Annotated in this window: 17 protein-coding genes; 6 read left to right on the top strand and 11 right to left on the bottom strand. The window is 71.1% G+C overall.

Annotated elements, in window-relative coordinates:
- Positions 1-130: 130 nt before the first annotated feature.
- Positions 131-490 (top strand): PspC domain-containing protein, encoded by a 360-nt coding sequence (locus ACX114_RS35105; protein ID WP_459291700.1) that lies wholly within the window; start codon positions 131-133, stop codon positions 488-490.
- 27 nt (positions 491-517) lie between these two features.
- Here ACX114_RS35105 and ACX114_RS35100 read toward each other — a convergent pair whose 3' ends face one another.
- Both ACX114_RS35100 and ACX114_RS35095 read right to left on the bottom strand, forming a co-directional pair.
- The gene (locus ACX114_RS35100) at positions 518-2,428 is read right to left on the bottom strand and encodes a methyl-accepting chemotaxis protein (protein ID WP_459291699.1); all 1,911 of its coding nucleotides are present in this window, start codon (positions 2,426-2,428) and stop codon (positions 518-520) included.
- Positions 2,429-2,457: 29 nt separating this feature from the next.
- On the bottom strand, positions 2,458-3,009 hold the full coding sequence (locus ACX114_RS35095) for a PDC sensor domain-containing protein (protein WP_459291698.1): 552 nt from the start codon (positions 3,007-3,009) through the stop codon (positions 2,458-2,460).
- Between the two features lie 258 nt (positions 3,010-3,267).
- On the opposite strand from ACX114_RS35095, the gene ACX114_RS35090 reads away from it, so the two are divergent.
- Entirely contained in the window at positions 3,268-3,810 is a 543-nt protein-coding gene (locus ACX114_RS35090; RefSeq protein ID WP_459291697.1) for a Uma2 family endonuclease, read from the top strand.
- Positions 3,811-3,814: 4 nt separating this feature from the next.
- Here ACX114_RS35090 and ACX114_RS35085 read toward each other — a convergent pair whose 3' ends face one another.
- Positions 3,815-4,294, bottom strand: a complete 480-nt coding sequence (locus tag ACX114_RS35085) for an MOSC domain-containing protein (protein ID WP_459291696.1) — start codon at positions 4,292-4,294, stop codon at positions 3,815-3,817.
- 98 nt (positions 4,295-4,392) lie between these two features.
- Between ACX114_RS35085 and fumC the strand changes: the two genes are divergently transcribed.
- On the top strand, positions 4,393-5,790 hold the full coding sequence (gene fumC, locus ACX114_RS35080) for a class II fumarate hydratase (protein ID WP_459291695.1): 1,398 nt from the start codon (positions 4,393-4,395) through the stop codon (positions 5,788-5,790).
- Positions 5,791-5,800: 10 nt separating this feature from the next.
- Here fumC and ACX114_RS35075 read toward each other — a convergent pair whose 3' ends face one another.
- The 3 genes from ACX114_RS35075 to ACX114_RS35065 form a co-directional block, all read right to left on the bottom strand.
- Positions 5,801-8,536 (bottom strand): hypothetical protein, encoded by a 2,736-nt coding sequence (locus ACX114_RS35075; protein ID WP_459291694.1) that lies wholly within the window; start codon positions 8,534-8,536, stop codon positions 5,801-5,803.
- A 117-nt stretch (positions 8,537-8,653) separates the two neighbouring features.
- Positions 8,654-11,458 (bottom strand): ELWxxDGT repeat protein, encoded by a 2,805-nt coding sequence (locus ACX114_RS35070; RefSeq protein WP_459291693.1) that lies wholly within the window; start codon positions 11,456-11,458, stop codon positions 8,654-8,656.
- A 253-nt stretch (positions 11,459-11,711) separates the two neighbouring features.
- Positions 11,712-14,564 carry an ELWxxDGT repeat protein gene (locus tag ACX114_RS35065; protein WP_459291692.1) on the bottom strand — a complete coding sequence of 951 codons (2,853 nt, stop codon included), beginning with the start codon at positions 14,562-14,564 and terminating at the stop codon, positions 11,712-11,714.
- Positions 14,565-14,748: 184 nt separating this feature from the next.
- On the opposite strand from ACX114_RS35065, the gene clpP reads away from it, so the two are divergent.
- Together clpP and ACX114_RS35055 are read left to right on the top strand one after the other, a co-directional pair.
- Positions 14,749-15,348 carry an ATP-dependent Clp endopeptidase proteolytic subunit ClpP gene (gene clpP, locus ACX114_RS35060; RefSeq protein WP_014399808.1) on the top strand — a complete coding sequence of 200 codons (600 nt, stop codon included), beginning with the start codon at positions 14,749-14,751 and terminating at the stop codon, positions 15,346-15,348.
- A gap of 213 nt (positions 15,349-15,561) precedes the next feature.
- Complete coding sequence (locus ACX114_RS35055; protein WP_459291691.1) at positions 15,562-15,882, top strand: hypothetical protein; 321 nt, start codon at positions 15,562-15,564, stop codon at positions 15,880-15,882.
- A gap of 3 nt (positions 15,883-15,885) precedes the next feature.
- On the opposite strand, the gene ACX114_RS35050 is transcribed toward ACX114_RS35055, so the two are convergent.
- The 5 genes from ACX114_RS35050 to ACX114_RS35030 all read right to left on the bottom strand — a co-directional run bounded on the left by ACX114_RS35050 (position 15,886) and on the right by ACX114_RS35030 (position 23,056).
- Positions 15,886-17,781 carry a bifunctional metallophosphatase/5'-nucleotidase gene (locus ACX114_RS35050; RefSeq protein WP_459291690.1) on the bottom strand — a complete coding sequence of 632 codons (1,896 nt, stop codon included), beginning with the start codon at positions 17,779-17,781 and terminating at the stop codon, positions 15,886-15,888.
- 135 nt (positions 17,782-17,916) lie between these two features.
- A complete protein-coding gene (locus ACX114_RS35045) occupies positions 17,917-18,366 on the bottom strand; it encodes a DUF3293 domain-containing protein (RefSeq protein WP_459291689.1) in 450 nt (149 codons plus the stop codon).
- Positions 18,359-19,993 carry an MBL fold metallo-hydrolase gene (locus ACX114_RS35040; RefSeq protein WP_459291688.1) on the bottom strand — a complete coding sequence of 545 codons (1,635 nt, stop codon included), beginning with the start codon at positions 19,991-19,993 and terminating at the stop codon, positions 18,359-18,361. The genes ACX114_RS35045 and ACX114_RS35040 overlap by 8 nt, the downstream gene beginning before the upstream one ends.
- 136 nt (positions 19,994-20,129) lie before the next feature.
- Positions 20,130-20,645 (bottom strand): ester cyclase, encoded by a 516-nt coding sequence (locus tag ACX114_RS35035; protein WP_459291687.1) that lies wholly within the window; start codon positions 20,643-20,645, stop codon positions 20,130-20,132.
- Complete coding sequence (locus ACX114_RS35030; RefSeq protein ID WP_459291686.1) at positions 20,642-23,056, bottom strand: acyl-CoA dehydrogenase family protein; 2,415 nt, start codon at positions 23,054-23,056, stop codon at positions 20,642-20,644. Before ACX114_RS35030 ends, ACX114_RS35035 begins: the two co-directional genes overlap by 4 nt.
- A 151-nt stretch (positions 23,057-23,207) precedes the next feature.
- Between ACX114_RS35030 and ACX114_RS35025 the strand changes: the two genes are divergently transcribed.
- Positions 23,208-24,476 (top strand): phospholipase D-like domain-containing protein, encoded by a 1,269-nt coding sequence (locus ACX114_RS35025; RefSeq protein WP_459291685.1) that lies wholly within the window; start codon positions 23,208-23,210, stop codon positions 24,474-24,476.
- The last annotated feature ends 3 nt before the right edge of the window (positions 24,477-24,479 follow it).

Here is a 24,479-nt window from a genome sequence, read left to right as displayed (position 1 = left end):
CTGACGCAGCCGGCCAGAAACCCCCGGAATCACGACACCCAGGGGCGGGTGCAATCGCGGGCGGTGGGGTCCGTAGGTAGGTATGGGACCCCCATCGTGCCAAGCGGGGGCCTGACTGGGAGGTCACCTCATGGACGTCACGACACGCTGCAGGGCCTGTTCGAAGGAGCTGTCCGGGGAGGCGCCGCGCTGCCCGCACTGCCGTGCGCGGACGGTGCCGATGCACCGGGGCGAGGGGCGGGCGCTCCTGGGCGTCTGCTCGGCGCTGGCGCGCGAGCTGGGCGTGGACGTTTCGCTGGTGCGGGTGGCGTTCGTGCTGATGCTGTTCGCGTCCGCGGGGATGAGCGCGGCGCTCTACCTGCTGCTCTGGGCGTTCATCCCGGCGAAGGCCTGGGGCCGGGCGCCGCTGCAGGGGACGCTGGACTGGGTGTCCAAGGTCGCGAACACGCCGGTGGACGACGACACGCCCCGCTGGGAGAAGCGCGTCTGACGTCGCCGCGTGCCGCTGGCGCGTCCGCTACTGGACGCGCCAGACGCCGGCCACGGACTCCATGCGCTCGGCCGCGCCGCGCAGGGCCTGCGTCATGCGCTGGGTGCCGTGCATGGCCTGGAGGGTGTCGTCCATCATCCGGGACAGGTCCGTGACGGCGGTGAAAATCTGCGCGATGCCGGCGTTCTGCTGGATGACGGCGGCGGCGATCTGCTGGGCCGCGGACGCGTTGTCCTGGATGATGTCCGTCAGCGCGCGCAGGCTCTGACCGCTCTCGCGCACCTGGGCCAGGCCCGCCTCGGAGCGGCGCTGGCCCTCTTTTGACAGCGCCACGGTGTCGTGGATGCCGCCGCGGATGGCGTCCAGGATGTCGCGCACCCGGCCGGTGGCCTGGATGGACTGGTCCGCGAGGCTGCGGATTTCGCGCGCCACCACGCCAAAGCCCTTGCCGTGCTCGCCGGAGCGCGCCGCTTCGATGGCCGCGTTGAGCGCGAGCATGTTGGACTGGTCCGCCAGGTCCTTCACCGTCTGGGTGATGCCGCCAATCTGCTGCGTGCGCTCGTTGAGGGAGGAGATGCCTTCGGCCAGCCGCTCGCCGTGGTCGCGCAGCTGTTCGAAGCCGTCCAGGCTGGCGCCGAGCGCCGTCTGCCCGGAGCCGCCCGCCTCACGCGCCCGCGCCACCAGCGCGAGCACTGCCTGTGAGCGCTCCGCGGCCAGCTGCGAGGTCTGTTGGATCTCCTTCGCGGTGACCTGCGTCTCCTGGATGGCGGTGCCCTGCCGGATGAGGTTGCGCTCCTGCTGCTCGGTGGCCTCGGTGAGCTCGCTCACCGTCTGTCCCAGGACGCGGGTGGCCTGCTGGAGGCTGGTGGTGGACTCGCGCAGGTGGTCCATCATCCGGGAGAAGGCGGAGGCCAGCTCGCCCACTTCATCCTGGTGGCCGTGGGCCTCCACCTTCTGGGTGAGGTCGCCCTCGCGCACCACGCGGGACACCAGCTCGCTCAGCGTCGCGATGGGCCGCGTCACTCCGCGCGCCAGGGCCCAGGCGGCCAGGGCGGCCAGCCCCAGGAGCAGGGCCCCCGCGAGCAGGCTCAGTTGCAGGAAGCGCCGCAGGGGCAGGAAGGCCTCGTTCGACTCCATCGCCGCCACGAAGCGCCAGTCCTGGCTCGCGGCGAAGCGGTGGGCGGCGTCGTTGTGGACCTCGGCCCGCACGGCGTTCTCCAGGTTCGGCGTGCCCTCGGCGCGGGCGCTGAAGAGGCGGGCGCCGTCCGGGGCGAGGATCTCCAGGGTGAAGCTCTTCTGGCCCCGGTCCTGGGCCCGCTGGAGCGCGCCCACGACCACCTTCTCCAGCTGGCTCCAGTCATACGCGGCCAGCAGCACGCCCACCCGCGCGCCGGAGATGGGGCTGAGCACGGGCAGGGCCAGGGGCATCACGGGACGGCCGAGGAAGGGGTCGTTCTTCGTGAGCGCGCCCGTGAGGACGCCAGCGTCCAGCCGGTCCTCCAGCGCGGTCTGGAACCAGGGCGCGGCGCGCACCTCCTGCTCGCGGCCGGCGAAGGCCTGGCGCAGCTCCGGCCGGCTCACGGAGACGGCGCGTCCGTCGGGGGTGAAGAGCACCAGCCCGGCGAAGCTGGTGTGCCGGCCGTTCAGCGACGCGAGCACCGCGTCGCTCTTGGCGTAGGTGTCGAAGAGGAGCGCGCCGCGCACGATGGCGTCCTCGGTCCACGCGCGGGCGTTCGCTTCGCGCTCGTGGAGCGAGGCTTCGATGAGGTCCTGCAGGCCGTCCGCCTCCACCTGGAGGACGCCGTGCACCTGCTGCTCCAGGTTGCGGCGGATGGTGTGGACTCCGGCGCCGACGGCGGGGATGAGGGCCGCGGCGAGCAGCAGGCAGATCCACAGCGTGAGGCGGCCCCGCAACTTCAATCCGGACAGCAGTCGCATGCGTGAAGACCCAGGGTGGGCGGTCGGTGTCACAGGTCGAGCAGGGACAGGCCCACGGTGAGCGCGCCAATCACCCGGGCGCCGTCGCGGACGGGGAGGGATACCTGGATGACGTAGGCCTGGGAGGACTCGTCGAAGAAGGGGGCTTCCCTCAGCGCGGGGCCGCCGCGGCCCTGGGCGTAGGTGAGGCGCCACTTGTCCTCGTCGCCCTGCCAGAAGTCGGACGTGCGCCGGCTGGCGCAGACGAGCGCGCCCTGGTCATCCATGGCGAAGGCCTCCGCCATCGCCGGGCCCAGGCGCTCGCGCAGGCGGCGGAGCGCGCCCGTGCAGGGGCCGTCCAGCACGTGCTGCTTGTGGGGCGTGAGGGACGGGGTCGCCATCCAGTCCGCGTCCAGCTGCTGGATGGTGGCGAGCGGCGTGCGGCGCGCGTTCTGGGCGCGCAGGGCGCGCACCACTTCCGGGTCCTCGGCCAGACGCCGCAGGTGGGGCATGACGCCATCCACCTTGTGCAGTTGCGCGACGCCGTCCGGCGGCAGCTGCCCCCAGGCCGCCAGCGCCAAACCCAGCCATTGCATGGACATGCAGGCGCCCCCAGGAGCCGTGAGAACGATTGAGAAAAGTGTGTCACGGACGCCCTGGCGGCGTCACCCAGGCAGGCGTGATTTGAATAATTCAAGCAAAGCTTGTTTTAATCGGGTTCAGGGCAGACAGCACTGCACGGGCCTGTCTTCCTGCCTCCCCGTGACGGCACCGGGTCGGCCGCTGGCTTGAGGATGTCAGGGGTAGGGGGCATCCTTGCGCGCATGGGCGATGGAAACGGGAGCGGGAAGGGGAAGTCGGTGTCGTACGCCGTCCTGGAGGACGTGCCGCCGACGAAGGTGGGGGAGATCATCGAAGGGGAGCTGGTCGTCAGTCCCAGGCCGGCGTCTCCCCACGCGCGAGCGGCGACGAAGCTCGGTGGATGGCTGGATGGACCGTTCGACGAGGGCAGCAATGGGCCCGGTGGATGGGTCATCCTGTATGAACCGGAGCTGCGCTTCGCGGGAACGGGGGATGCGCTGGTTCCGGACCTCGCGGGATGGCGCCGCGACCGCATGCCTCGCATTCCAAACACACCTGTCTTCTCCCTGGCTCCGGATTGGATCTGCGAGGTGTTGTCCCCGTCCACCTACCGCTGGGACCGGGGCCCGAAGATGCGCGTCTATGCACGCGCGGGCGTGGAGTGGCTGTGGTTCATCGACCCGCTGGCGGAGGGGTTGGAGATCCACCGTCTCCAGGAAGGCCAGTGGCGCCTGCACGAGGCCCACCTTGGAAGCGGCACCGTGAATGCTGTTCCCTTCGATGCGGTGCCCCTGAACCTGGGCAGGCTCTGGAGCCGGTGACGGCTCAGGGCAGCTTGGGCCGGATGATGCGCGGGGCGTCCGGGTTCACGTCCAAGAGGCGCACGGTGTCGCCTTCGTGCACGGTGCCTGCCTTCAGCACTCGCGCGAGCTGACCCCTTCTGCCCCAGCTGTCCTTCAGCAGGCCGGGGCGCAGGGCGTCCAGCTTCCAGCAGGGCACGCAGGGCTCGGTCAGCTCCACCACCACTTCGCCTCCCAGCGCCAGGCGCTGTCCCGGGGGCAGCGCGTCCAGGGGCAGCCCTTCCACCAGCACGTTCTCCTTGAGCGCGCCTTCATGCACGTCCAGCGCCTGGCGCTGCGCTTCGTCCAACAGCAGGAGCTGGCGCTTGTGGCCCACCGCCCTGCGCTGGTGGCGGTCGCCCTCGAAGCCGTGCTGCTCCACGGCGCGGGCCTCCGGGACGCGGCGCATGGGCGTGCCTCGCTCCTGGGCGAGGAAGAGGGCCTTGATGATTCCAGCGGTGCTCACGACGTGACACTAACGCCGGGTTCTTCACTCTGTCCTGCCGCGGCGGCGCGGCGGTGTTAATCGCGCGCAGACAGCGTTCCTGCCCTGGAGAGAGCCCCGTGAGCACGAAGAATGTTCGCATCGAGAAGGACACCTTTGGTCCCATCGAAGTCCCCGCCGACCGGCTCTGGGGCGCGCAGACGCAGCGCAGCCGCCAGAACTTCGCCATCTCCTCGGAGCGCATGCCGCTGGCGCTCGTGCACGCGCTGGTGCTGGTGAAGAAGGCCGCCGCGCTCGTGAACCAGGAGAACGGCTCGCTCTCCAAGGAGAAGGCCCAGGCCATCGTGAAGGCCGCGGACGAGGTGCTCGCCGGCCAGCATGACGAGGAGTTCCCCCTGCTGGTGTGGCAGACGGGCAGCGGCACGCAGACGAACATGAACTGCAACGAGGTGCTGGCCAACCGCGCCTCGGAGCTGTTGGGCGGCGAGCGGGGGGAGGGGCGCAAGGTCCACGCCAACGACGACGTCAACAAGGGCCAGAGCTCCAACGACGTGTTCCCCACCGCGATGAACGTGGCCGCCGTGGAGGCCGTGGTGAAGCACGTGCTGCCGGAGCTGGTGGCCCTGCGCGACGTGCTCGCCCAGAAGTCCCAGGCCTTCCAGTCCATCGTGAAGATTGGCCGCACGCACCTTCAGGACGCGACGCCGCTCACCCTGGGCCAGGAGTTCAGCGGCTACGTGGCGCAGTTGGACCGCGCGAAGGGCCACATCGAAGCCGCGCTGCCGCACATGCTGGAGCTGGCGCTGGGCGGCACCGCCGTGGGCACCGGCCTCAACGCGCCCCTGGGCTACGCCGAGCGCGTGGCGGCGGAGATCGCGAAGCTCACCGGCCACGCCTTCGTCACCGCGCCCAACAAGTTCGAGGCGTTGGCCGCCAACGACGCCCTGGTGCAGGGGCACGGCGCGCTCAAGGGCCTGGCGGCGGTGCTGTTCAAGGTGGCCAATGACATCCGCTGGCTGTCCTCGGGGCCGCGCTCGGGCATTGGTGAAATCAACATCCCGGAGAACGAGCCGGGCAGCTCCATCATGCCGGGCAAGGTGAACCCCACGCAGAGCGAGGCGCTCACCATGCTGTCCGCCCAGGTGATGGGCAACGACGTGGCCATCTCCCTGGGCGGCGCGTCCGGCAACTTCGAGCTCAATGTCTTCAAGCCGCTCATCATCCAGAACTTCCTGCAGAGCTGCCGCCTGCTCGCGGATGGCATGCGCAGCTTCCGCCTGAACTGCGCGGTGGGCATCGAGCCCAACCTCCCGCGCCTCCAGGAGAACCTCCAGCGCAGCCTGATGCTCGTCACCGCGCTCAACCCGCACATCGGCTACGACAACGCGGCGAAGGTCGCCAAGACGGCCCACAAGCAGGGCAAGACGCTGAAGGAGGTGGCGGTGGAGCTGGGGCTCGTCACCGCCGAGCAGTTCGACCAGTGGGTGCGCCCGGAGAAGATGACCGGGAACCTCTAGTCCCTTCGCCTCACGGCAGGGGCAGGGCCCACGGCTCCCGGCCCTGGGTGGGCGTCCAGGCCGGGAAGTACACGCGGTCGCCCGAGGTCACCATGGGCCAACCGGGTGCGGAGGACAGGGGCCCCGGCGCGATGTCCACGGCGCGCACCGTGCCTTCGGGCGTGCCGTCCGTCTTCCACAGCTCCAGGCCGGAGACGCCGTCCGACGCGGCGAAGAGGAAGGGGCCCCCGGGCCTGCTCCGCACGAGCGGGCCCGGCGTGGCCACCGCGCTCATCCCTGCCCGTGCCTGCATCAGCAGGGTGGGGGCGCTCCCCGGCTCCGCGCGCCACAGGGCGTAGCCGTTCGTGGGGGTCGCGGCCCAGAAGAGCAGGTGGCCGTCCTGCACCGTCAGGTGGTTGGGCCACAGGGGCGTGCCTTCCGGCCCGAACGTGCCCGTCATCGCGTTCATGACCTGTCCGTCCGTCCGGCACAGCTGGGGCGCGCCCTGGCCGAAGCCGCAGGGGAAGTAGAACGCGTCCCCCAGGGCCACGCCGGGATCCATCGGCGTCGGACGGGCGCCGGGCATGACGCCCACTTGCACCGTGCCCTCGGGGGTGCCGTCGCTCTTCCAGAGCGCGGGGGGCTCGCCGCCGCTTCCGCTCCAGAAGAAGAGCTGGTCGCCCATGGCGGCACCTCCGAAGATGGGCTGATGGACCTCCGGGGCCGTGAGCCGCACGGTGCCCGCTTCAGTCCCGTCGCTGGTCCACAGCTCCGCGCGGGTCGCGCTCTTGTTCACCGCGATGAAGAGCCGTGAGCCCGCGGGCATGAAGTTCGCAGCGAAGGAGGGTTCGAGGCCGGTCTTCAGCCGCACGGTGCCCGCCTTCGTGCCGTCCGTCTTCCACAACTCGTCCGGGCTGCCACCGTCCTTGCTGGCGACCATGAAGTACGCCTGACGCCCCACCTTGACGGGGTGGGAGGTGAACAACCGCGGATCCGTCGCCGTGATCCAGCGGCCCAGCGAGGTCGCGAGCCGCGTGGCGTTCCCGGACGCCGGATCGTAGCTCCAGAGGGAGTAGGGCACCTGGAGCTCCGGAGCCATGGCGGCGAACAGGAGCTGCCCGTTCACGACGGTGAGCAGCTCCGGTGACAACCGCACCTGGCCGTATTCGCCAGCGACGGGAGGCTTCGCCTGCACCGTTCCCGCCGCCGTGCCATCGCTCTTCCACAGCCGCCAGATGTCCATCCGGGCCGGGTCGCGCTGGGTGAAATACAGCGTGCCTCCCAGGTCCACCGCTTCCGTGGCGCCCTCCCAGGAATCCGCGGGCAGGGGAGACGGCGGCGCGACCTGGGTCGCGGGGCCGGTCATGCCATTGTGCGTCCAGAGCCCGTCCTCCAGGCTGCTGAGATAGAGGACGCCTCGCGCCGGTATCTCCAGGCCCATGGGCACGGAGAGCGGCCCCGACACGGCCGTCGCCGCGGCGGTGGTCGCTCCCACGCGCCACAGCCGGAGCGACGTGTCCGCCTGCGTGGTGGCGAGGAAGAAGAGGGCATCCACGGTGGCGACCATCCGTCCCCCGGTGGGTTGCGGCGTCTCCTGTGCGCCGCCGTCCCAGACGTTCACGCGCGTCGTGTTCTCCTCGGCCCCGAGGGTGCGGAACAGGCGCGTCCCGGCCTCCGTGCGCGCGGTGAAGTAGACGTCGAAGCCCTGGCGCGTGAACGCGGTGGGGTGGGAGCTCGCGGTGCCGGGCATCATGTCGGCGATGAGGGCGGTGCCCTGCGTCGTGCCATCCGTCCGCCAGGGCTCGCTGCCGGTCAGCGGGTCCTCTCCGCTGAAGAACGCCATGCCGTCCCGCACGAAGAAGCCGTCCTGGTCGCGGTCCGGGGCGATGTCCGCGAACGGGACGGTGCCGTCCTCCGTTCCGTCCGAGTGCCAGAGGACCGTCTTGCGAAGGCCCCCCAGGGCCTCCGCCCAGAAGATCACCTGGCTGCCCAGCGTCGTGAGCCGCCGCGGGGTCTCTCCAACACCGGTCGGAGGCAGGAGCGCCAGCCGCCGCGTCCCCTCCGGCGTCCCGTCCGCCCTCACCAACTGCCAGCCCCCCACGGAGGTCCGGGCGGTGACCAGCACCGCGTTGCCCAGCGTCGCGGCGCTCGAATCCTTCATGGAGAGGCGGGCGTCGGGGGGCAGCGCCACCTTCCGGCTGCCCCCGGGCGTGCCGTCGCTGAACCAGAGCGAGGCCGCGTCCTCGCCAGAATCCGTGAAGTCCGGCGCCGACAGGTAGACGCCGCCGCTCGCGGCGACGAGGAAGCCCGGGCGGCGGGGCAGCGCGAGGAGCAGGGTGGTGCTCTCAGCGGTGCCCCGGGTGCGGAACAGCGCGAAGGTGTCCGGGCCGCGGGGCGTCACGGTGTCGAGCGCGTAGGTCGTCCGGGCCACGAAGTAGACGCTGTCGTTGTCCGCGCGCGTGAAGGTGTCCGGTTCGGAGCCCGGGAACCCGGGCAGCAGGTCCAGCATCATCGCGGTCCCCTGCGCGGAGCCGTCGGTCGTCCAGAGCTCGCGGCCGTGGACGCCGTCATCCTGGGTGAACAGGAGCGTGGAGCCCAGGTCCACCAGGTCGCGGGGCGCGCTCGTCCTCTTCCCGGGGCGGTCACCCGTCTGTCCATCCCAGACGGGGTACGCGTCCCGGGGACCTTCCGGCGTGCTCTCCCCGCCGCAGGCCATCCCCAGGGTCAGCGCACCCGCCAGCAGCAGCTTCACGGACTTCGACGTCATGCATCCCCCTCTGCGCTGGACCCGCGATGGCGGGTCCAGCGTGGCGGGGAATCCCTATCAAATCCGCCGGAGCCTTGGACAGACACGCTCCGGCGAACCGATAGGCTTTCGCTGGCGTCAGCGCAGGGGCAGCACCCAGGGCTCGCGGCCCGTCTCCGGCGTCCACGCGGAGAAGAAGAGCCTGTCGCCCGCGACCACCAGGTTCGCGGGGGATGAGGACATGGGGCCGGGCAGCGCGTCCGCGAGCGGCTTCGTGCCTTGCGCGGTGCCGTCCGTCCGCCACAGCTCCACGCCCGTGGCGCCGTCCGAGGCCGCGAACACCCACGGCCCCTTCGGGCCCAGCGGCACCAGCGGCCCGGGGATGCCCACGCTGCCCGCGGCGCCGGGGTGGAGATCCTTCACGGGCGCCGTGCCGGCCTCCGTGCCGTCGCTCTTCCAGAGCTCGAAGCCGCTCGCGCCGTCCGTCCACCAGAACAGCAACTGGTCCCCGTTCGCGGTGAGGCGCGTGGGCGGCGCGGGCACGTTCGCCTGGGGCAGGGCGCGCACGACTCCCGAGCTCTTCCCGTCCGTCTTCCACAACCTCGGGGCCTCGCCGCCGGTGGATTCCAACGCGAGGAACAGCGTGTCACCCACCGCGGCCCATTCCATCCGGCCCGGATAGAACAGCCTGTCGCCGGGCAGCGCTGACACGAAGCGGCTGCTTTCGGCCGTGCCGTCCGTGACCCAGAGTTGGTGCGTCTCCGCCAGGACCCGGAAGTACACGCGCGAGCCCACCGGGTAGAGGGCCAGGAGCTCCACCCCGGCGGGGAGGCCCGCGAAGGACTTGAGCTTCACCGTGCCCTCGGGGGTGCCGTCCGTCTTCCACAGCGAGTCGCGCAACTGCGCGTCGTCGTGCGCGGCGAAGTAGAGCGTCTGGCCCACCGGGGTGAGCAGGCGCGGTGTCCAGCCTCGGGACGAAGTCCTGGGCGTGCTCGCCACGCGCACCGTGCCCTCGGGTGTGCCGTTCGTCCGCCACAGCTCCTGGAGGGAGGTCGACAGCTTGCGGACGAACCAGGCCTGCGTGCCCGTGGAGGTGAGCGAGAACGTCTCGTCGCCAAAGGGGAGGTCCATCAGCGGGCGGACCTCCTCGGTCCGGGCGTCCAGGGTCCAGAGCGTCTTGCGGTCGTGCTCGTCCACGAACAGCAGCTGGCCGTTCACCGGGGTGAGGGAGGTGGGCTCGTGCTCGAAGACACCCGGGGCCCTGCGGCTCAGTTGACGCGTTCCCTCCGGCGTGCCGTCCGTGCGCCAGAGCACCGGGACGACGCCCTCCTGCCCCGGCTTCAAGAGGAGCTTCTGCGGCCGGGTGAAGTAGTACGCGCCGTCCAGCGCCACGGACTCGGTGAACTCCGCGGCGTAGACGTCCTCGTGGTCCGCGGAGAACCGCCGCAGCACGCGGGTTCCCTCCGCGGTGCCATCCGTCGCCCAGAGCGTCCCGTCCGTGGACGTGAAGTACTGAAGGCCCAGGCCCCAGCCCTTCAGGTTGAATTCATGGGTGTCCGAGGCAGGGATGAGCGGATCCGGGCCCATGGCGGTGTTGTTCGTGCGCCACACCCGGTGGCCTCCCTCCTGGAAGGAGTCACTGTAGATGACCCGCCCGGAACCGTCGGGGGGCACGGACCAGGACCGCAGCACCGCCGGATCCCCACCCGACATGGGCGCGAGCACCACGGTCCCCGCTTCCGTTCCATCCGTCCGCCACACGCCCGGGGCGTATCCACGCGCCGTCGCGCTGAAGTAGACGCGTCCGTCCCGCACGATGAGCTCACCGGGGTTGCTGCCCTCGGGGCCCGACCACAGGTCCTTGACGCGGACTGTGCCCGCGGGCGTGCCGTCCGTCCTCCACAGCTCCTGTCCGCCCTCGGCGTCCCAGGCGCTGAAGAAGGCCGTGTTCCCCAGGACGACGAAGTGAGCGGGCTGCGCGTGGTAGCTGCGGCTCATCAAGAGGTCCTTCAGCGGGGCGGTGCCCGCCTCCGTGCCGTCGGACGTCCATGGGATGGGGAAGTTCTGCCCCTCGCGATAGGCCCAGAAAAGGACCTTGCCGCCCAGCGCGGTGAGGTGCCGGGGCGCGGCGGGGCCCTCGCCGTTCAGGAAGCGCGCGACGCGGACGGTGCCCGCCTTCGTGCCGTCCGTCTTCCACAGCTCCGGGCCGCCGTCCTGGCCGGTGGCCGGGAAGAAGAGGGAGTCCCCCACCCAGGCCGGAGTCGAGACCGAGCGCAGCCCGAGGCCGCCCGTGCGCAGCTTCCGGGTGCCTTCGGGAGTGCCGTCGCTGCGCCACAGGTGGGCGCGGTGGGGCTCGTCCACGGTCGGGGCCTCGAAGTAGAGGACCCCCTGGTGCTCGGTGATGAAGGACGCGAAGCTGCCCAGGGCCACCACCTGTTCGGTGCCCCGCGCGGTGCCGTCCGTGCGCCACAGGCCATGCAGGTCGCCGCCGCTGTACTTCGCGGGCATGCGCGGGTCCGTCAGTGTCCGGGCCACGAAGTACAGCCGGTTCCCCATCGGGATGAGCGCGGCCGGGTTCGAGCCCAGCGCCCCCGGCATCAGGTCCGCCACCATCGCCGTGCCTTCAGCCGTCCCGTCCGTCCGCCACAGCTCTGGCCCATGGATGCCGTCATCCATCGTGAAGAACTGGGTCGCGCCCAGCTCGACGAAGTTGCCGGGGCTCAGCTCGGGGACGCTCGGGGCCCGGGGCAGGATGTCCTTCAACAGGAGCGGGACCGGCGGCGGCGCTTCCGCCTCCGTCACCGGACCGGGCTGCTCCTGCTCCGGCGCGGGGCCGGGCTCCTGGGGGCCCGCGGTCTCTGGAGGTGCTCCGGGCCCGGGGGGCTCGGAGGGCGAGCCGCATCCGAGGCTCGCGCCCAGCGTGAGGAGGAAGGTGGTCAGCACACTCCGGGATGGCTTCAAACGCATGACGTTCCCCAATGCATCCGCGTCGCGCGCATGGACGGTGGATGCGCGTCGACGGGGGATGTGTCGGGACGGTCCTGGCTCGCGACAAGGGGACGGCTTTTCACACGGGTTCAAACGTGAGGCAGCGCACGGTCCAACCCTTTCGCGCGACGCGCGAAGGCCCCCGGTCTGGCGCGGGGCTCGCGCCGGGCCGGGGGCCTCGCTTCACTTCGACGTCTGGGTTTGGGGCCTACCGCGAAGCCGGAGCCTCGGGGGCCTGGCGCGGCAGGGCCCACAGCTCACGCCCGGACTCAGGGGTCCACGCGGAGAAGAAGAGGTTGTCACCCGAGACCACCAGGTTCGCGGGCGCCGAGGACCGGGTCCCGGGGACCAGGTCCGTCACCCGCTCCGTGCCCCCCGCCGTGCCGTCCGTCCGCCACAGCTCCGTGCCCGTGGCGCCGTCCGACGCGACGAAGAGGAGCGGACCGCCCGGGCGCAGCGCCACCAGGGGACCGGGGAACGGGGTGCGAACGCCGGCGTTGGACGCAGGGGCGCTCTCCACTGGCGTCGTGCCCGCCGCCGTGCCGTCGCTCTTCCACAGCGCGTAGCCGTTCGTGCCATCCGACGCCCAGAACAGCAGCTGGCCGTCGTGGACGGTGAAGGTCGCGGGCCCCGAAGTGACGGGACCCTTGCCGAACTGGCGCACGACCTCGGAGGTCTGCCCGTCCGTCTTCCAGAGCTTCGGGACGGTGAGGTCCGCGTCGAGCGACAGGAACAGCGTGTCGCCCAGCACCGCGGAGTCGGAGCCGGGGACATTGGTGAAGGGCAGCTCCGCCACGAAGCGCGTGGTCTCCGTCGTCCCCTCCGTGACCCACACATGGTGGGTCGAGGCGTCCTTCATCAGGTCCACGTAGACGCGCGAGCCCGCGGGCCAGATGTTCCGGATGGAGTTCCAGCCGAGGGTGTCCTGGAAGACGTGGACGCGCACCGTGCCCTCGCGCGTCCCGTCCGACTTCCAGAGCGTGTCCCGCATCGGCGTATGGACGTCCTGGACCGTCGTGAAATAGAGCGTGTCCCCCACCGCCCGGAGCATGGGCCGGATGTCGCTGTAGATGCCCCGTCCGATGCGGTCCACCACGCGCAGGGTGCCTTCCACCGTGCCGTCCGTGCGCCACAGCTCCTGCAGGGCCGGGTGCTGCCCGCGCACGAACCAGACGTACTTCCCCGTGGAGACGAGCTGGGGGCTGTTGCCCCCGAGGTCTCCCACCCGCCGCGGCTCACCTCCCGCGCGGTCCATCCACCAGAGGGTGGTCTGGTCGCGCCCGTCGAGGAACAGCAGGCCGCCGTTGAGCGGCATCAGGTGCGTGGGCTCGTGCTCGAAGGTGCCCTCCACCCGCTGCGTTCCCCCGCTTGTCCCGTCCGAGCGCCACAGCGCCAGGCCGGACGGACCGGCGCCGTGAGGGATGGGCACGGTGAAGAAGAGCGTGCCGTCCACGTCCGCCGTCTCGGAGCGCGCGTCGAAGGAGCTCGCCTGGGCGGCCGTCAGCGGCGCCAGGGTGTCCGTGGTGCCGGGCGTCCCCCGGGTGGAGTGCAGCACGCCGTCCGCGGACGTGAAGTACATCCGGTCCCCGCCCCATCCGCCCAGCGAGGGCAGGCCCCGCGGATCCGCGGCGCTCACCGGGAACGTGCCACCGGCGGTGCCATCCGTGCGCCACACCTGGTTTCCCCCGGCGGTGCTGAAGGCGGAGAAGAAGACACCCGAGGGCGTGGCCTGGGGCTTCGCCTCGGCGTCCAGCCGCGCGCCCGGAGGCGTCACGCGCACGGTGCCCTCCCGGGTGCCGTCCGTCTTGAAGAGCACGGTGTCCGTCCCCTCGAGCGCGGTGAACCAGGCGCTGCCCGCGAACGTGGCGGTGAAGACGGGGTGGCTGTCGGCGGCGCCCGGCCGCAGGTCCGCGATGCGCACGGTGCCCTCGGGGGTGCCGTCCGTCTTCCACGGCTCCTGGCCCGCTTCGGCGTCCCAGCCCCGGAAGTAGACCGTGTCCCCGATGACGGTGAGGGGCTCCATGGGCTGCTCCTCCGTGGAGCTGCTCCAGCGCACGGACTTCAGGGAGACCGTCCCCTCCTTCGTCCCGTCCGTGCTCCACAGGGTGAAGGGGCCCGTCTCACTGCCGCGTGCCCAGAAGACGTAGCGGCCGCCCACCCGCGTCATGAGCGTGGGCTCCCAGGGGGCGCTCATTTCCACCAACTGGCGCATGCCCGGGTCCGTGCCGTTCGTCCGCCACAACTGGGCGCCCCCTTCGAACAGCCGGACGATGAAGTCGATCCTGCCGCCCTCCCAGACCGGGGCAATCGCGGTGACCCGGTCCGCGAAGCCGTACTCCCCTATCTGCCAGGTCCCCTGGGGCGTGCCGTTCGAGCGCCACAGGCTGTACCAGTCACTCCACCACGCGGAGCCGGCCACGGCCTTCGCCTTGAAGACGAAGACGCCATCGCCCACGGCGACGTTCTGGGCGTGGCTGCTCAGCAGGGTCACCCGCCGGGTGCCCGCGGCGGTGCCGTCCGAGCTCCACAGCGCGTACAGGCCCGGCACCATCCGGGCGGTGAAGTACAGCCGGTCTCCCATGCGCACGAGCGACTCGGGGTCGGAGCCCTCGGCGCCGGGCAGCAGGTCGGTCACCATCGCCGTGCCCTCCCGCGTCCCGTCCGTGCCCCAGAGCTCCTTGCCGTGGACGCCGTCATCCACGGTGAAGAACCAGCGGTTCCCCAACGGGACGTACCCTTCGGTCCGCGCGGCGGGGAGCGCGGCCAGGAGCCCGGGCGTGACGTCCTTCACCAGGAACGGCGCGGCGATGACCTCCTCGGTGGGCTCGGGCTCCTGCTCGACGGGCTCGGGTTCCTCCTTCACCGGAGGCGGCTGCTGCACCACCGGGCCGGGCTCCTCCTCCACTGGCGTATCACCGGGCTGGGGGAGGGGCTCGTTCGGGACCTCCTCGGTGGGGAGCGGCTCGGCTCCGGACGCGGGAGCCGGAGACTCGCAACCCGTGCTCGTGCCCAGTGAGAAGAGAAAGACGGCCAACGTGCTCAACGACTGCTTCCAACGCATGACTTCCCCCAACAGAGACGCCGGACGCACGGACGGTGGGTGCGTGTCGGCGGGGGATGTGTTGGGACGCTGCCCGGCGGTAACAAGGGCGGCCGCTTCACTTCGGGTCAAAGCGTGGGACAGCGCACGCTCCGGCAAGAAGGGGGGAGCGCGCGGGAAGGGGGACGATTAGGGTACGGGAGCCATGAACGTCCCCTTCGTCATTGAGACCACGCACCGCGGCGAGCGGGCGTACGACCTCTATAGCCGTCTGCTCAAGGACCGCATCATCCTCCTGGGCACGCCCATCAACGACGATGTGGCCAACCTCATCGTCGCCCAGCTGCTGTTCCTGGAGTCCGAGGACCCGGACAAGGGCATCAACCTCTACATCAACTCGCCCGGTGGCTCCGTCACGGCGGCGCTCGCGATGTATGACACGATGCAGTACGTCAAATGCCCTGTGTCCACCATCTGCGTGGGCCAGGCGGCCTCCGCGGGCGCGCTGCTGCTGCTGGCCGGCTCCAAGGGCAAGCGCTACGCCCTGCCCAACAGCCGCATCATGATCCACCAGCCGCTGGGTGGCGCGCAGGGCCAGGCGACGGACATCGACATCCAGGCGAAGGAGATCCTCCGTCTGCGCACGTACCTCAACGGCCTGTTCGTGAAGCACACGGGCCACACCATCGAGCGCATCGAGAAGGACACCGAGCGCGACTACTTCATGAGCGCCGAGGAGGCCCGGCAGTACGGCCTCATCGACGAGGTCGTGGAGCGCGCCTCGGGCGTGCCGGCGCCCAAGTAGGTTCCATTCCAGCCGCGACCGGAGGAGCAGGCCCCGTGCCGCTGCTCCGGGCAGGCATCCGATGGGTGGCGGCTTCGCAAGCCGCCCCACGGTGCAGCTTGACGGGTGCGTGTCCAATGTCTGGACATGCTTCCCCGTCTCCTTGCCGCCGCTCTGTTGCCTGCCCTCCTGGCGGGTGTGGGTTGTGCCACCGGCCCCACGGGACGTCTGCCCGTGCCCCCCAGCTCCCAGTCGGTCCAGGACCAGTTGGGGGAGCGCAACGTCGTCGACGCGGGCGCGGAGTACGCACGGCAGAACGGTCTGGTGCTGGCGGAGAGTGGTGAGGCGGTGCGGATCCGCCCCAACTACTGGCGGATCCGCTTCGCCCTCCCGGAGGAGGGCTCCGGGAAGTTCCTGGAGCTGGACTTCGACGAGCTGGCCCAGCGCGTGACGGGGTCGCGGCGCATCGACATCAACCCCACCTTCGCGCCCACCTCCAGGACCTCCCTGCCCAGCGAGTCGAGCCCCGCGACGGGCGGCTCGGGTCCGCAGTGAGGGCTACGGCAGCCGCGTGACGCGGTTCAGCGCGGGGGCCGGGAGCGGCGCGGCCTCCGAGCTCTTCGCGGTGAGGTACGCCTCCAGCGCGTCCGCGTCCACCGCGCCGCCCAGTGGGTTCGTGCCCTCCGCGAGGACGGTGAAGCCGTCGCCGCCGGGAGCGAGGAAGCTGTTCACGGTGACGCGGTAGCTGGCGGCCGGGTCGATGGTCACGCCGTTGAGCTGGATGCTGGCGGGGTCCACCTTGGCTCCGGCGGGCGCGGACGCGCTGAACGCGTAGGTGAAGCCCGCGGACGGGTGAAGGATGCGGGGGCTGGCGAGCTGGAACTGCTGCTCCAGCACGCGCTCGATCTGCGCGCCCGTCAGCGTCAGGGTGACCAGGCTGTTGCCGAAGGGCTGCACGGTGAAGGCCTCGCCGTAGGTGACGGCGCCCTTGTCATTGGGGTCGGCCGGGTCGCGCACCAGGTCGGCGCGCACGCCACCGGGGTTCATGAAGGCAATCTGGGCGGCGCCCACGTTCGCGCCCTTGGTGGCCTCCAACTGCGCGTCCGCGATGACGAAGCCCATGGTGGACTGGCCGGTGGGGTCCAACTGGATGTTGCCGCGCGCGAGCGTCTGGTCGATGTAGCCGATGACGCGGTTCTCCAGCGGCGTGGTGAGGCCCTTGTAGCGGGTGATGAGCTCCCCGACCTCCGGGTCGGGCGTCACGGTGCGGGTGACGATGACGTTCTGGGCCTGGGCCTTCACGACCTGGCCCGTGGCCGCGTCCAGCGTCAGGTCGATGTCCGTGACGAGCCGGCCCACCGACGCGGCGCTGGTGACGAGCTTGCCGCTCAGCATGCAGTTGTAGGCGTTGTGCGTGTGGCCGCTGACGATGACGCTCACGGCGGGGTCCAGCTTCGACGCGATCTCCACGATGGGGCCGGTGATGCCCTTGCACTCGTTGTAGAGCGAGTCTGGACCGGGCACGCCGCCCTCGTGCACGATGACGACCATGGCGTTCACGCCCTGCGCCTTCAGCTCCGGGACGAGCGCGTTGACGGTCTCCACCTCGTCCTTGAACTCCAGGCCGCGGATGCCGGTGGGGGTGACGATGTTCGGCGTGCCTTCCAGGGTCATGCCGATGAAGGCCATCTTCACGCCTTCGAAGGTGCGCACGTCGTAGCGCGGGAGGAGGGTGCTGGTGGGGCCGGTGGCGACGTTGGCCGCGAGGATCTTGAACTTCGCGCCGGAGAAGCCGGTGCCGTCCTGGCAGCCGTCCACGGGGTGGCAGCCGCCGGACTGCATGCGCAGGAGCTCCGTGCCGCCCTCGTCGAACTCGTGGTTGCCCACGGCGCTGATGTCCAGGCCGATGTCGTTCATGGCCTCGATGGTGGGCTCGTCGTGGAAGAGCGCGGAGAGCAGCGGCGTGGCGCCGATGAGGTCACCCGCGGACACCACGACGGAGTTCGGGTTCTTCGCGCGCAGGTCCGCGATGTAGCGGCCCAGGTACACCGCGCCGCCCGCGTTCACGCGGCTGGTGGTGTCCACGCCGCCGTCCGGCAGCAGGGCCTGGTGGATCTGTCCGCCGGTGCCGGCCGCGGGCTCCAACTGCCCGTGGAAGTCGTTGAAGGCGATGATCTTCACGGCGACGGTGGTGCCGCCGTCGTTGTCGCCGGTGCCCGCGTCGGTGTTGTTGGCCGGGGGCGGGAAGGTGACGGCCTTGCAGACGTGGTCCACGCAGGTCCAGCCCTGGCCTTCCGGCGCGGGGTTCTGCTCCTGGCAGTCGAAGGCGTTGGTGCACTCGTTGTTGCCGCAGCCGCCGTGGAAGGCGAGCAGCAGGCCGGTGACGAAGGCGCCGGCGAGGAGGAAGACGCTGGGACGCGCGGCATCACGCGCGCGGGGGACGGAGGGCTGCATCGAGACGACTCCTGGGGCAGGGTGGGCCCGGCGAGGCAGGGAACCCTGGCATCGTCTCGTGGCGCGGAGGTGAGGGCCGGGTTCCGAATGCGTGTCGGTCCGTCGGATGTGACGTGGCCGACACCGGGCACGGGCTCAGGAGCGCGCGGACTCCCGGCACATCACCAGCTCCGCGGCGCCGCCCACGGAGCCCCAGAGCACGGCCTCCTGGTCGAACAGCCGGCCCATGCGTCCGGCCTCATCGCGGGACAGGCCGGGGACGAAGAGGCTCTCCTCGAACCAGCGACGGTCCTCCGCCACGCCCACGGCGGACACACTCGGGTGGCCTCGGGCTTCGAGCAGCGCGAGCAGCCGTTGCTGGAGGCGCGCGTTGGTGCGGAGCGGACGCGCGTGCGCGCGGGGATTCCACGCGGTGAGGAAGGCCCAACTGGTGAAGCCACGAGCGCTGAGCGCTGCGTCGAGCTCCGGATGCAAGGCATCCACGCGCAGCACGTGCTTGCGGTCACCGACGAGCGGGTGCGGGCGCACGACATAGCCCGTGGCCTTGAAGGCCCCGTGCAGCGCGGCCCGCCGTGCGTCACTCATGCGGCGTCGCGACCGCGGCTCCCACACCCGCCGGATTGGGCACGGGAGTCACCACGGTCGCGGGGACAGCGGGCGTCGTCCCCGCGCCCTGCGGAGCTGGCGACGGAGGCGTCGTGCTCGGCGGTGCGGCCGACGGAGTCGCTGCGGTCGGGCCCGCGCCCTGCGGAGCCGTCGTCGGCGTCGTGGCGGTCGGGCCCGCGCCCTGCGGAGCCGCGGGTGGTGCGTTCATCACCGGAGGACTCGCGCTCGGCGGTGCGGTCTGGGGCTTCGCGGCCTGCGGATTCGGGGCCTGTGCATTCACGGTGGCTGGTGCGTTCGGCTTCGCGCCTTGCGGACTCACGGTCGCGGGCACCGGAAGCAGCGGCAGCGCGGGGTGCCCTTCCCGCAGCTTGGGCGGAATCTGGCTGGCCACGATGGGCGCTTCCTCCGCCGTCTTCCACGGACGGTCCGGCCACCAGCGCTCCACGGGCGGCGGCGCCAGCGCGAGGAAGTCCTGCCCGGGCCGGGGCGCGGCGATGCCCACGCCGTCGTGCTTCGCGGCCACCAGCGAGCGCTCAATCGGCTCCGTCCAGCCGTGGTACGCCAGCGTCACCAGCCCCCAGTGCACCGGCAGGAACAACCGGCCCTGCACCAGCCGGTGGGCCAGCACCGCCTGCTCCGGCCCCAGGTGCCAGTCCGGCCAGCCCGCGCCGTACTGCCCTGTCTCGATCATCGTCAAATCGAACGGCCCCAGCTTCGCGCCAATCTCCTCCATCGCGGGGAACAGGCCCGTGTCGCCGGAGTAGTAGACGCGGTGCTTGGAGCCCACCAGCGCCCAGCCCGCCCACAGCGTCTTGTTCTGCTGGAGGAACCGGCCCGACGCATGCCGCGCGGGCGTGCACACGATGTCCAACCCCTTCACCTTCGTGCGCTCCCACCAGTCCAGCTCCACGATGCGGTGGGCCGGCACGCCCCAGTATTCCAGGTGCGCGCCCACGCCCAGCGGCACCACGAACGTGGTGTCCCAGTCCTTCATCGCCTCGATGGTGGCGTGGTCCAGGTGGTCGTAGTGGTCGTGTGAAATCACCACCGCGTCGATGGGCGGCAGCGCGTCCAGCGCGATGGGCGCGGGGAACCAGCGCTTCGGGCCAATCCACCCCAGGGGCGACGTGCGCTCGCCCCACACGGGGTCGGTGAGCACGCGGTGTCCGTCCACCTCCACCAGCGTGGACGAGTGCCCCATCCAGGTGACGCGCAGGCCGTCCTCGGGCGGCGTGGCGAAGCGCTTCGGGTCGATGCGGTCCACCACCACCGGCATCCGGGGCGTGCTGTCCGCGCTCGAGCTGAACAGGTCCGACAGCGTCCGCTCCCAGTTGTTCAGGATGGGCTGCGGGTTCTCGAAGCCGCCGTCCAGCCACTGCGGCGAGCGCGTCATCCGCTCCAGCCGGACCCCTTCCGGCACCTTGCCGAACGCGCGCCAGCCGTCGATGACGACGACCAGCAGGAACGCACCCAGCAAGAGCAGGCCCCATCCGAACAGGCGCAACAACCTGCCGCCCCAGGACGGCCGCTGGCCGTAGGAGGGAAAGGCCGTGCGGAAGGCCTTCTGTCGGGCCTTGTCCGCGGCCCGCATGGGTCCCGCGTTCATCCTCATCCCCGGACCCTGATGGGTCCGGTGCGTCAGTGTCAATGGGGAGACATCCCGCTACGCCCCGGTTTTTCCTGACTCCGGCGGCGTCGGGCCCGACCCGTGGCCGTTCCGCGCGCCCACGGGTCAGGACCTCTCAGGATTCAGGCGGGACGATCTTGAACCCGCGCTGGAGCAGCGGATCCAGCCGGTCCGTGATGTCCCACGACTCCACCAGCCGTCCGTCGCGCAGCCGGTACAGCGAGTCCCCCTGGAACGTGAGCGGGCGGGACTTGCCGTCCTGGGTGGGAGGGCCCTGGGTGTCCGTGCCCGTCGCGCGCCAGCGGACCATCACCCAGTCGTCCTCCGCCATCACGTGGAGCAGCTCGAACTTCAGGTCCGGGAAGAGGGTGAACCCCTGCTCCGCCTGCGTTCGCACCACCTCCGGGCCGCGCAGGTCCCGGGGGGCGCCCTCGGAGCGGTCCACGTAGTCGGCCGCGACGTACTCCGGGATGCGCTCCAGGCGCTTCTGGTTGTAGATCTCCTCGGTGAACAGGCGGGCGCGCTCCTTGTTGGCTTCGCCCACCTGCCGGGCCCGTTCCGCCGGGGACACCGTCGCGCAACCGGTGAGCCCCACGAGCCCCAACACCACCCACGACACACAGGTCCTCATGACGCGCGGGAATCTGCCGGGCGCGCACGGGCGCTGTCAGCCGCCGTGTCGTCGAACCGTTCACCGCCGGGCGCCAGCCGCCCCAGCCCGATGGGCGCCGCCAGGAGGGTGTCGGGGATGCCGAACGCGTCCACCAGCCCCACGGCGTCCGGCCGCAATTCCTCGCACAGCTTCACGCGCTCCTTGCGGATGGCCTGGGCCTTGGGCGCCGTGAGCCAGCCGTGCTCCAGGAACCAGCCGCTGGCGGACTCCAGGCAGGACAGGCCGAAGAGGTCCGCCATGCGCCCCAGCACCGGCTTGAGCGCTTCATCCTTCACGTCCGCCACGCCGCGCAGGAACTGCTCCAGCACGATGCGCTCCACGCTCGCGTGCGCCAGGGCCAGCAGGTGCGCCTGCACCTGGTTGAAGGCCTCGAAGGCCTCCACGCCCGCAGTGAGCCGCTTGCGGATGCGCTTGGACACGGAAGCCAGCAGGGCCTCCTCGCGGAAGCGCAGGGCGCGCAACTGGAAGTCGCTGTCGCGCAGGTGGTCCGTGTCCGTGCGCCGGCCGGCGATGGGATTCCGGTCCGTGAACACCGTGGCGGCCTGGTCCACGATGAGGCGCAGCACGGCGAAGACGCGGTCGTCCTCGAAGCGCTGGCGGTAGCCCGTGAGCAGGCCCTTGGCGACCAGCTGCATGAGCACGGTGTTGTCGCCCTCGAAGGTCGTGAACACGTCCGTGTCCGCCTTGAGCGACGCGAACCGGTTCGCGGTGAGGTAGCCCTGGCCGCCGCATGCCTCGCGGCACTCCTGGATGGTGGCGGTGGCGTTCCACGACGCGTAGGCCTTGAGCCCCGCGGCGAGCGCCTCCACCTCGCGCGCGTCGTCCTCCGTGCGGTGGACGTAGCGGTCCACCAGGTACTCCAGCGCGAAGTCCACCGCGTACGCCTTGGCCACGAGCGGCAGCAGCCGCAGCTGGTGCGACTGGTGGTCCAGCAGGCGGACCTCGGGCGCGCCCTGGGGGCCGAACTGGCGGCGCAGGTCGCCGTAGCGCACGGCGATGGTCAGCGCGCTCTTGGCCGCGGACAGGGACGCGCACGCCACGCTCACGCGGCCCGCCACCAGCGCGCCCAGCATGGTGAAGAAGCGCTTGGAGTCGCCGGTGATGGAGGAGGTGTACTCGCCGGCCTCCGTCACCTGGCCGTAGCGGTCGAGCAGGTTGTCGCGAGGCACGCGCACGTGGTCGAACCACAGCCGGCCGTTGTCCACGCCGTTGAGGCCCATCTTCTCGCCGCAGTCCTCGATGCGGATGCCCGGCAGGACCTTGCCCTTCTCATCGCGCAGCGGGACGAGCAGCGCGTGCACGCCCAGGCGCTCTCCGTCCACCTCCAGCTGCGCGAACACGGTGGCGATGCGCGCGTGGCGGGCGGCGTTGCCAATCCACTCCTTGCGCGCGGTCTCCGACGGCGTGTGGATGACGAACTCGCCCGTGGCCGCGTCGTAGCGGGCCACCGTCTCGCAGTCGCGCACGTTGGAGCCGTGGCCCAGCTCGCTCATCGCGAAGCAGCCGGGCAGGTCCAGCGAGGCGACCCTGGGCAGGTACTGCTGGTGGTGCCGCTTCGTGCCCAGGAACAGGATGCTGGAGCCGAACAGGCCGAAGTGCACCCCCGCCTTGATGACGAGGCTCAGGTCGAAGAAGGCCATCGTCTCGAACGCGGCGATGAACGCGCCCAGGTCGCCGCCGCCCTCGCGGCCCTTGGGGAAGGCGAGCTGGCCCAGGCCGTCATTGGCCAGGTGCTTGAGCCAGTCGAAGACCTGGTCGCGGTAGGCGGTGGTGCTGAGTCCTTCCTTGTAACGGAAGTCCGCGTCCTCCAACCAACCGCGCACCCGCTGGCGCACGTCCGAGTAGGTGCGCTCCAGCACGGCCGTCATCGCCACGGGGTCGAAGGACGCCGCGTGCGAGCGGGGCTCCGCCTTCGGGACGCGGGACGCCTTGGGCACCAGCGAGCGCACCGCCTCCTTGCCGTCCACGCCCAGGGTGGCCTCGATGGAGGCCAGGGCCCTGGCCAGCTCCGCGGGCGGGATGCTCAGGGGCGCTTCACCCGCGAGCGCCTGGGCCAACTGCACGCCGAGCTCCGCCAGGTTCTGCTGCTGACTGGTGGCCAGCTTCTCCGCGGTGGCGCGGATGTGTTCACGCACGATGGCCAGCTCGCGGGGCGGGGGCGGACGCAGCGGATCCACCCAGAGGGCCAGGACGGAGCTGGACTTGAGGTCCAGCCAGGGCTGGGCGCGGGCCGCGGCGCCCAGGGCGCGGAGCTCGTCGCCCGTCAGCTCGCCGTCCGTCCAGGCGACGTACAGCATGGGGACCAGCGGGGCGAGGCTGGAGAGCGAGAGCAGCTCGCGGGCGGAGGGGCGGGATGGGGCGTCGAGCATGCGGACTCTCCAGGCGAGGTGACGGAATCCGGGCAGTGTCGCCACGGTGGAAGGCTCCGGCAACGACGGAATGGGGTCCTGTTCACCGGCCGGAGTGGGAGGGGGGCGGCGACTCCCGGGGGAGGGCAGGCGTCCCTACGTTGCCAGGACCATGAGCGAGCTTACGGACGAGTTGCTGCCCCAGCCGGGGGCGCATGGGTTCGACGGTGGCGACGAGACGCGCAAGCACGAGATGCAGGGGCCCTTCGAGCTGCCCCCCGGGCCCGAGGGCTTCTCGTTCGCGCTCTACCAGGCCACGGGCGTGGGGCTGACGCCGGGGCACCAGATGCACCTCCTGGAGAACAGCCAGGTCTTCGACCGGATGTTGGAGGACATCCGCGCGGCGAAGCACAGCGTGCACATGCTCGTCTACATCTGGCGGCCGTGCGAGCTGTCGGACCGGTTCGTGGAGGCGCTGATGGAGCGCTCGCGCTCGGGCGTGCAGTGCCGCGTGGTGGTGGATCCGGTGGGCAGCGAGGAGACCACCGGGGACAAGGACTTCGATCAGCAGATTGAAAAGCGCCTGACGGACGCGGGCGTGGAGGTGCACTACTACCGGCTGCTGGCGGGCAAGGTGCTGGGGCGGCTGCTCAGCCGGTCGCACCAGAAGATCGTCGTGGTGGACGGGCGCATCGCGTACACGGGCGGCTTCGGCATCTGGAAGGTGTGGGAGGGGGATGGGCTGAAGCCGGACAACTGGCGCGACACGCACATCCGGGTGGAGGGGCCGGAGGTGCGGCGCATCCAGGTGACGTTCTCCAAGCACTGGCTGGAGTCGGGCGGAGGGTTCCTGCCGCGCGAGTGCTTCCCGGAGCTGAAGGCGGACGGAGGCGGGTGCGCGGCGTTCATCGACAGCGCCGGGCGGCTGGGCATCACCGAGGCGGAGCGGATGGTGCGGTTGGTGGTGGCCGCGGCGACGAAGCGGCTGTGGATCGCCAATGCGTACTTCACGCCGCCCAACGACATCCTGGAGCAACTGGAGGTGAAGGTCCGGCAGGGCGTGGACGTGCGGGTGATGGGCCCGGGCCCGAACCACGACGTGCCGGTGGTGCGCGCGTCGCAGCGGTCCACGTACGAGCGGCTGCTGGCGGCGGGGGTGCGCATCTGGGAATACCAGCCGGCGATGCTGCACTCGAAGACGATGCTGGTGGATGACTGGCTGTGCGTCGTGGGCTCCACGAACCTGGACTCGCTGTCGCTCAACAAGTTGAGCGAAGGGTCGCTGGTGTTCGAGGACCGGGAGATCGCCGCGAAGCTGGAGGCGTGCTGGGAGAAGGACGTGCGGCACTCGAAGGAGATATCCCTGGAGAACGGCGGCCGGACGAACCCGTGGCGGAGGTTCGCGCGGCGGGCCACGCAGTGGGCGGGGCACGACCGGTAGGCT

The sequence above is a fragment of the Corallococcus sp. M7 genome (assembly GCF_054512695.1).
The sequence above is the reverse complement of the archived record's forward strand: the minus strand, read 5'-3'. Positions and strand labels throughout refer to the sequence as shown.

Coding starts and splice junctions, on each gene's coding strand:
- ACX114_RS35105 (WP_459291700.1), top strand. CDS start 131: ATGGACGTCACGACACGCTGCAGGGCCTGTTCGAAGGAGCTGTCCGGG.
- ACX114_RS35100 (WP_459291699.1), bottom strand. CDS start 2,428: ATGCGACTGCTGTCCGGATTGAAGTTGCGGGGCCGCCTCACGCTGTGG.
- ACX114_RS35095 (WP_459291698.1), bottom strand. CDS start 3,009: ATGTCCATGCAATGGCTGGGTTTGGCGCTGGCGGCCTGGGGGCAGCTG.
- ACX114_RS35075 (WP_459291694.1), bottom strand. CDS start 8,536: ATGACGTCGAAGTCCGTGAAGCTGCTGCTGGCGGGTGCGCTGACCCTG.
- ACX114_RS35065 (WP_459291692.1), bottom strand. CDS start 14,564: ATGCGTTGGAAGCAGTCGTTGAGCACGTTGGCCGTCTTTCTCTTCTCA.
- clpP (WP_014399808.1), top strand. CDS start 14,749: ATGAACGTCCCCTTCGTCATTGAGACCACGCACCGCGGCGAGCGGGCG.
- ACX114_RS35050 (WP_459291690.1), bottom strand. CDS start 17,781: ATGCAGCCCTCCGTCCCCCGCGCGCGTGATGCCGCGCGTCCCAGCGTC.
- ACX114_RS35045 (WP_459291689.1), bottom strand. CDS start 18,366: ATGAGTGACGCACGGCGGGCCGCGCTGCACGGGGCCTTCAAGGCCACG.
- ACX114_RS35040 (WP_459291688.1), bottom strand. CDS start 19,993: ATGAACGCGGGACCCATGCGGGCCGCGGACAAGGCCCGACAGAAGGCC.
- ACX114_RS35035 (WP_459291687.1), bottom strand. CDS start 20,645: ATGAGGACCTGTGTGTCGTGGGTGGTGTTGGGGCTCGTGGGGCTCACC.
- ACX114_RS35030 (WP_459291686.1), bottom strand. CDS start 23,056: ATGCTCGACGCCCCATCCCGCCCCTCCGCCCGCGAGCTGCTCTCGCTC.
- ACX114_RS35025 (WP_459291685.1), top strand. CDS start 23,208: ATGAGCGAGCTTACGGACGAGTTGCTGCCCCAGCCGGGGGCGCATGGG.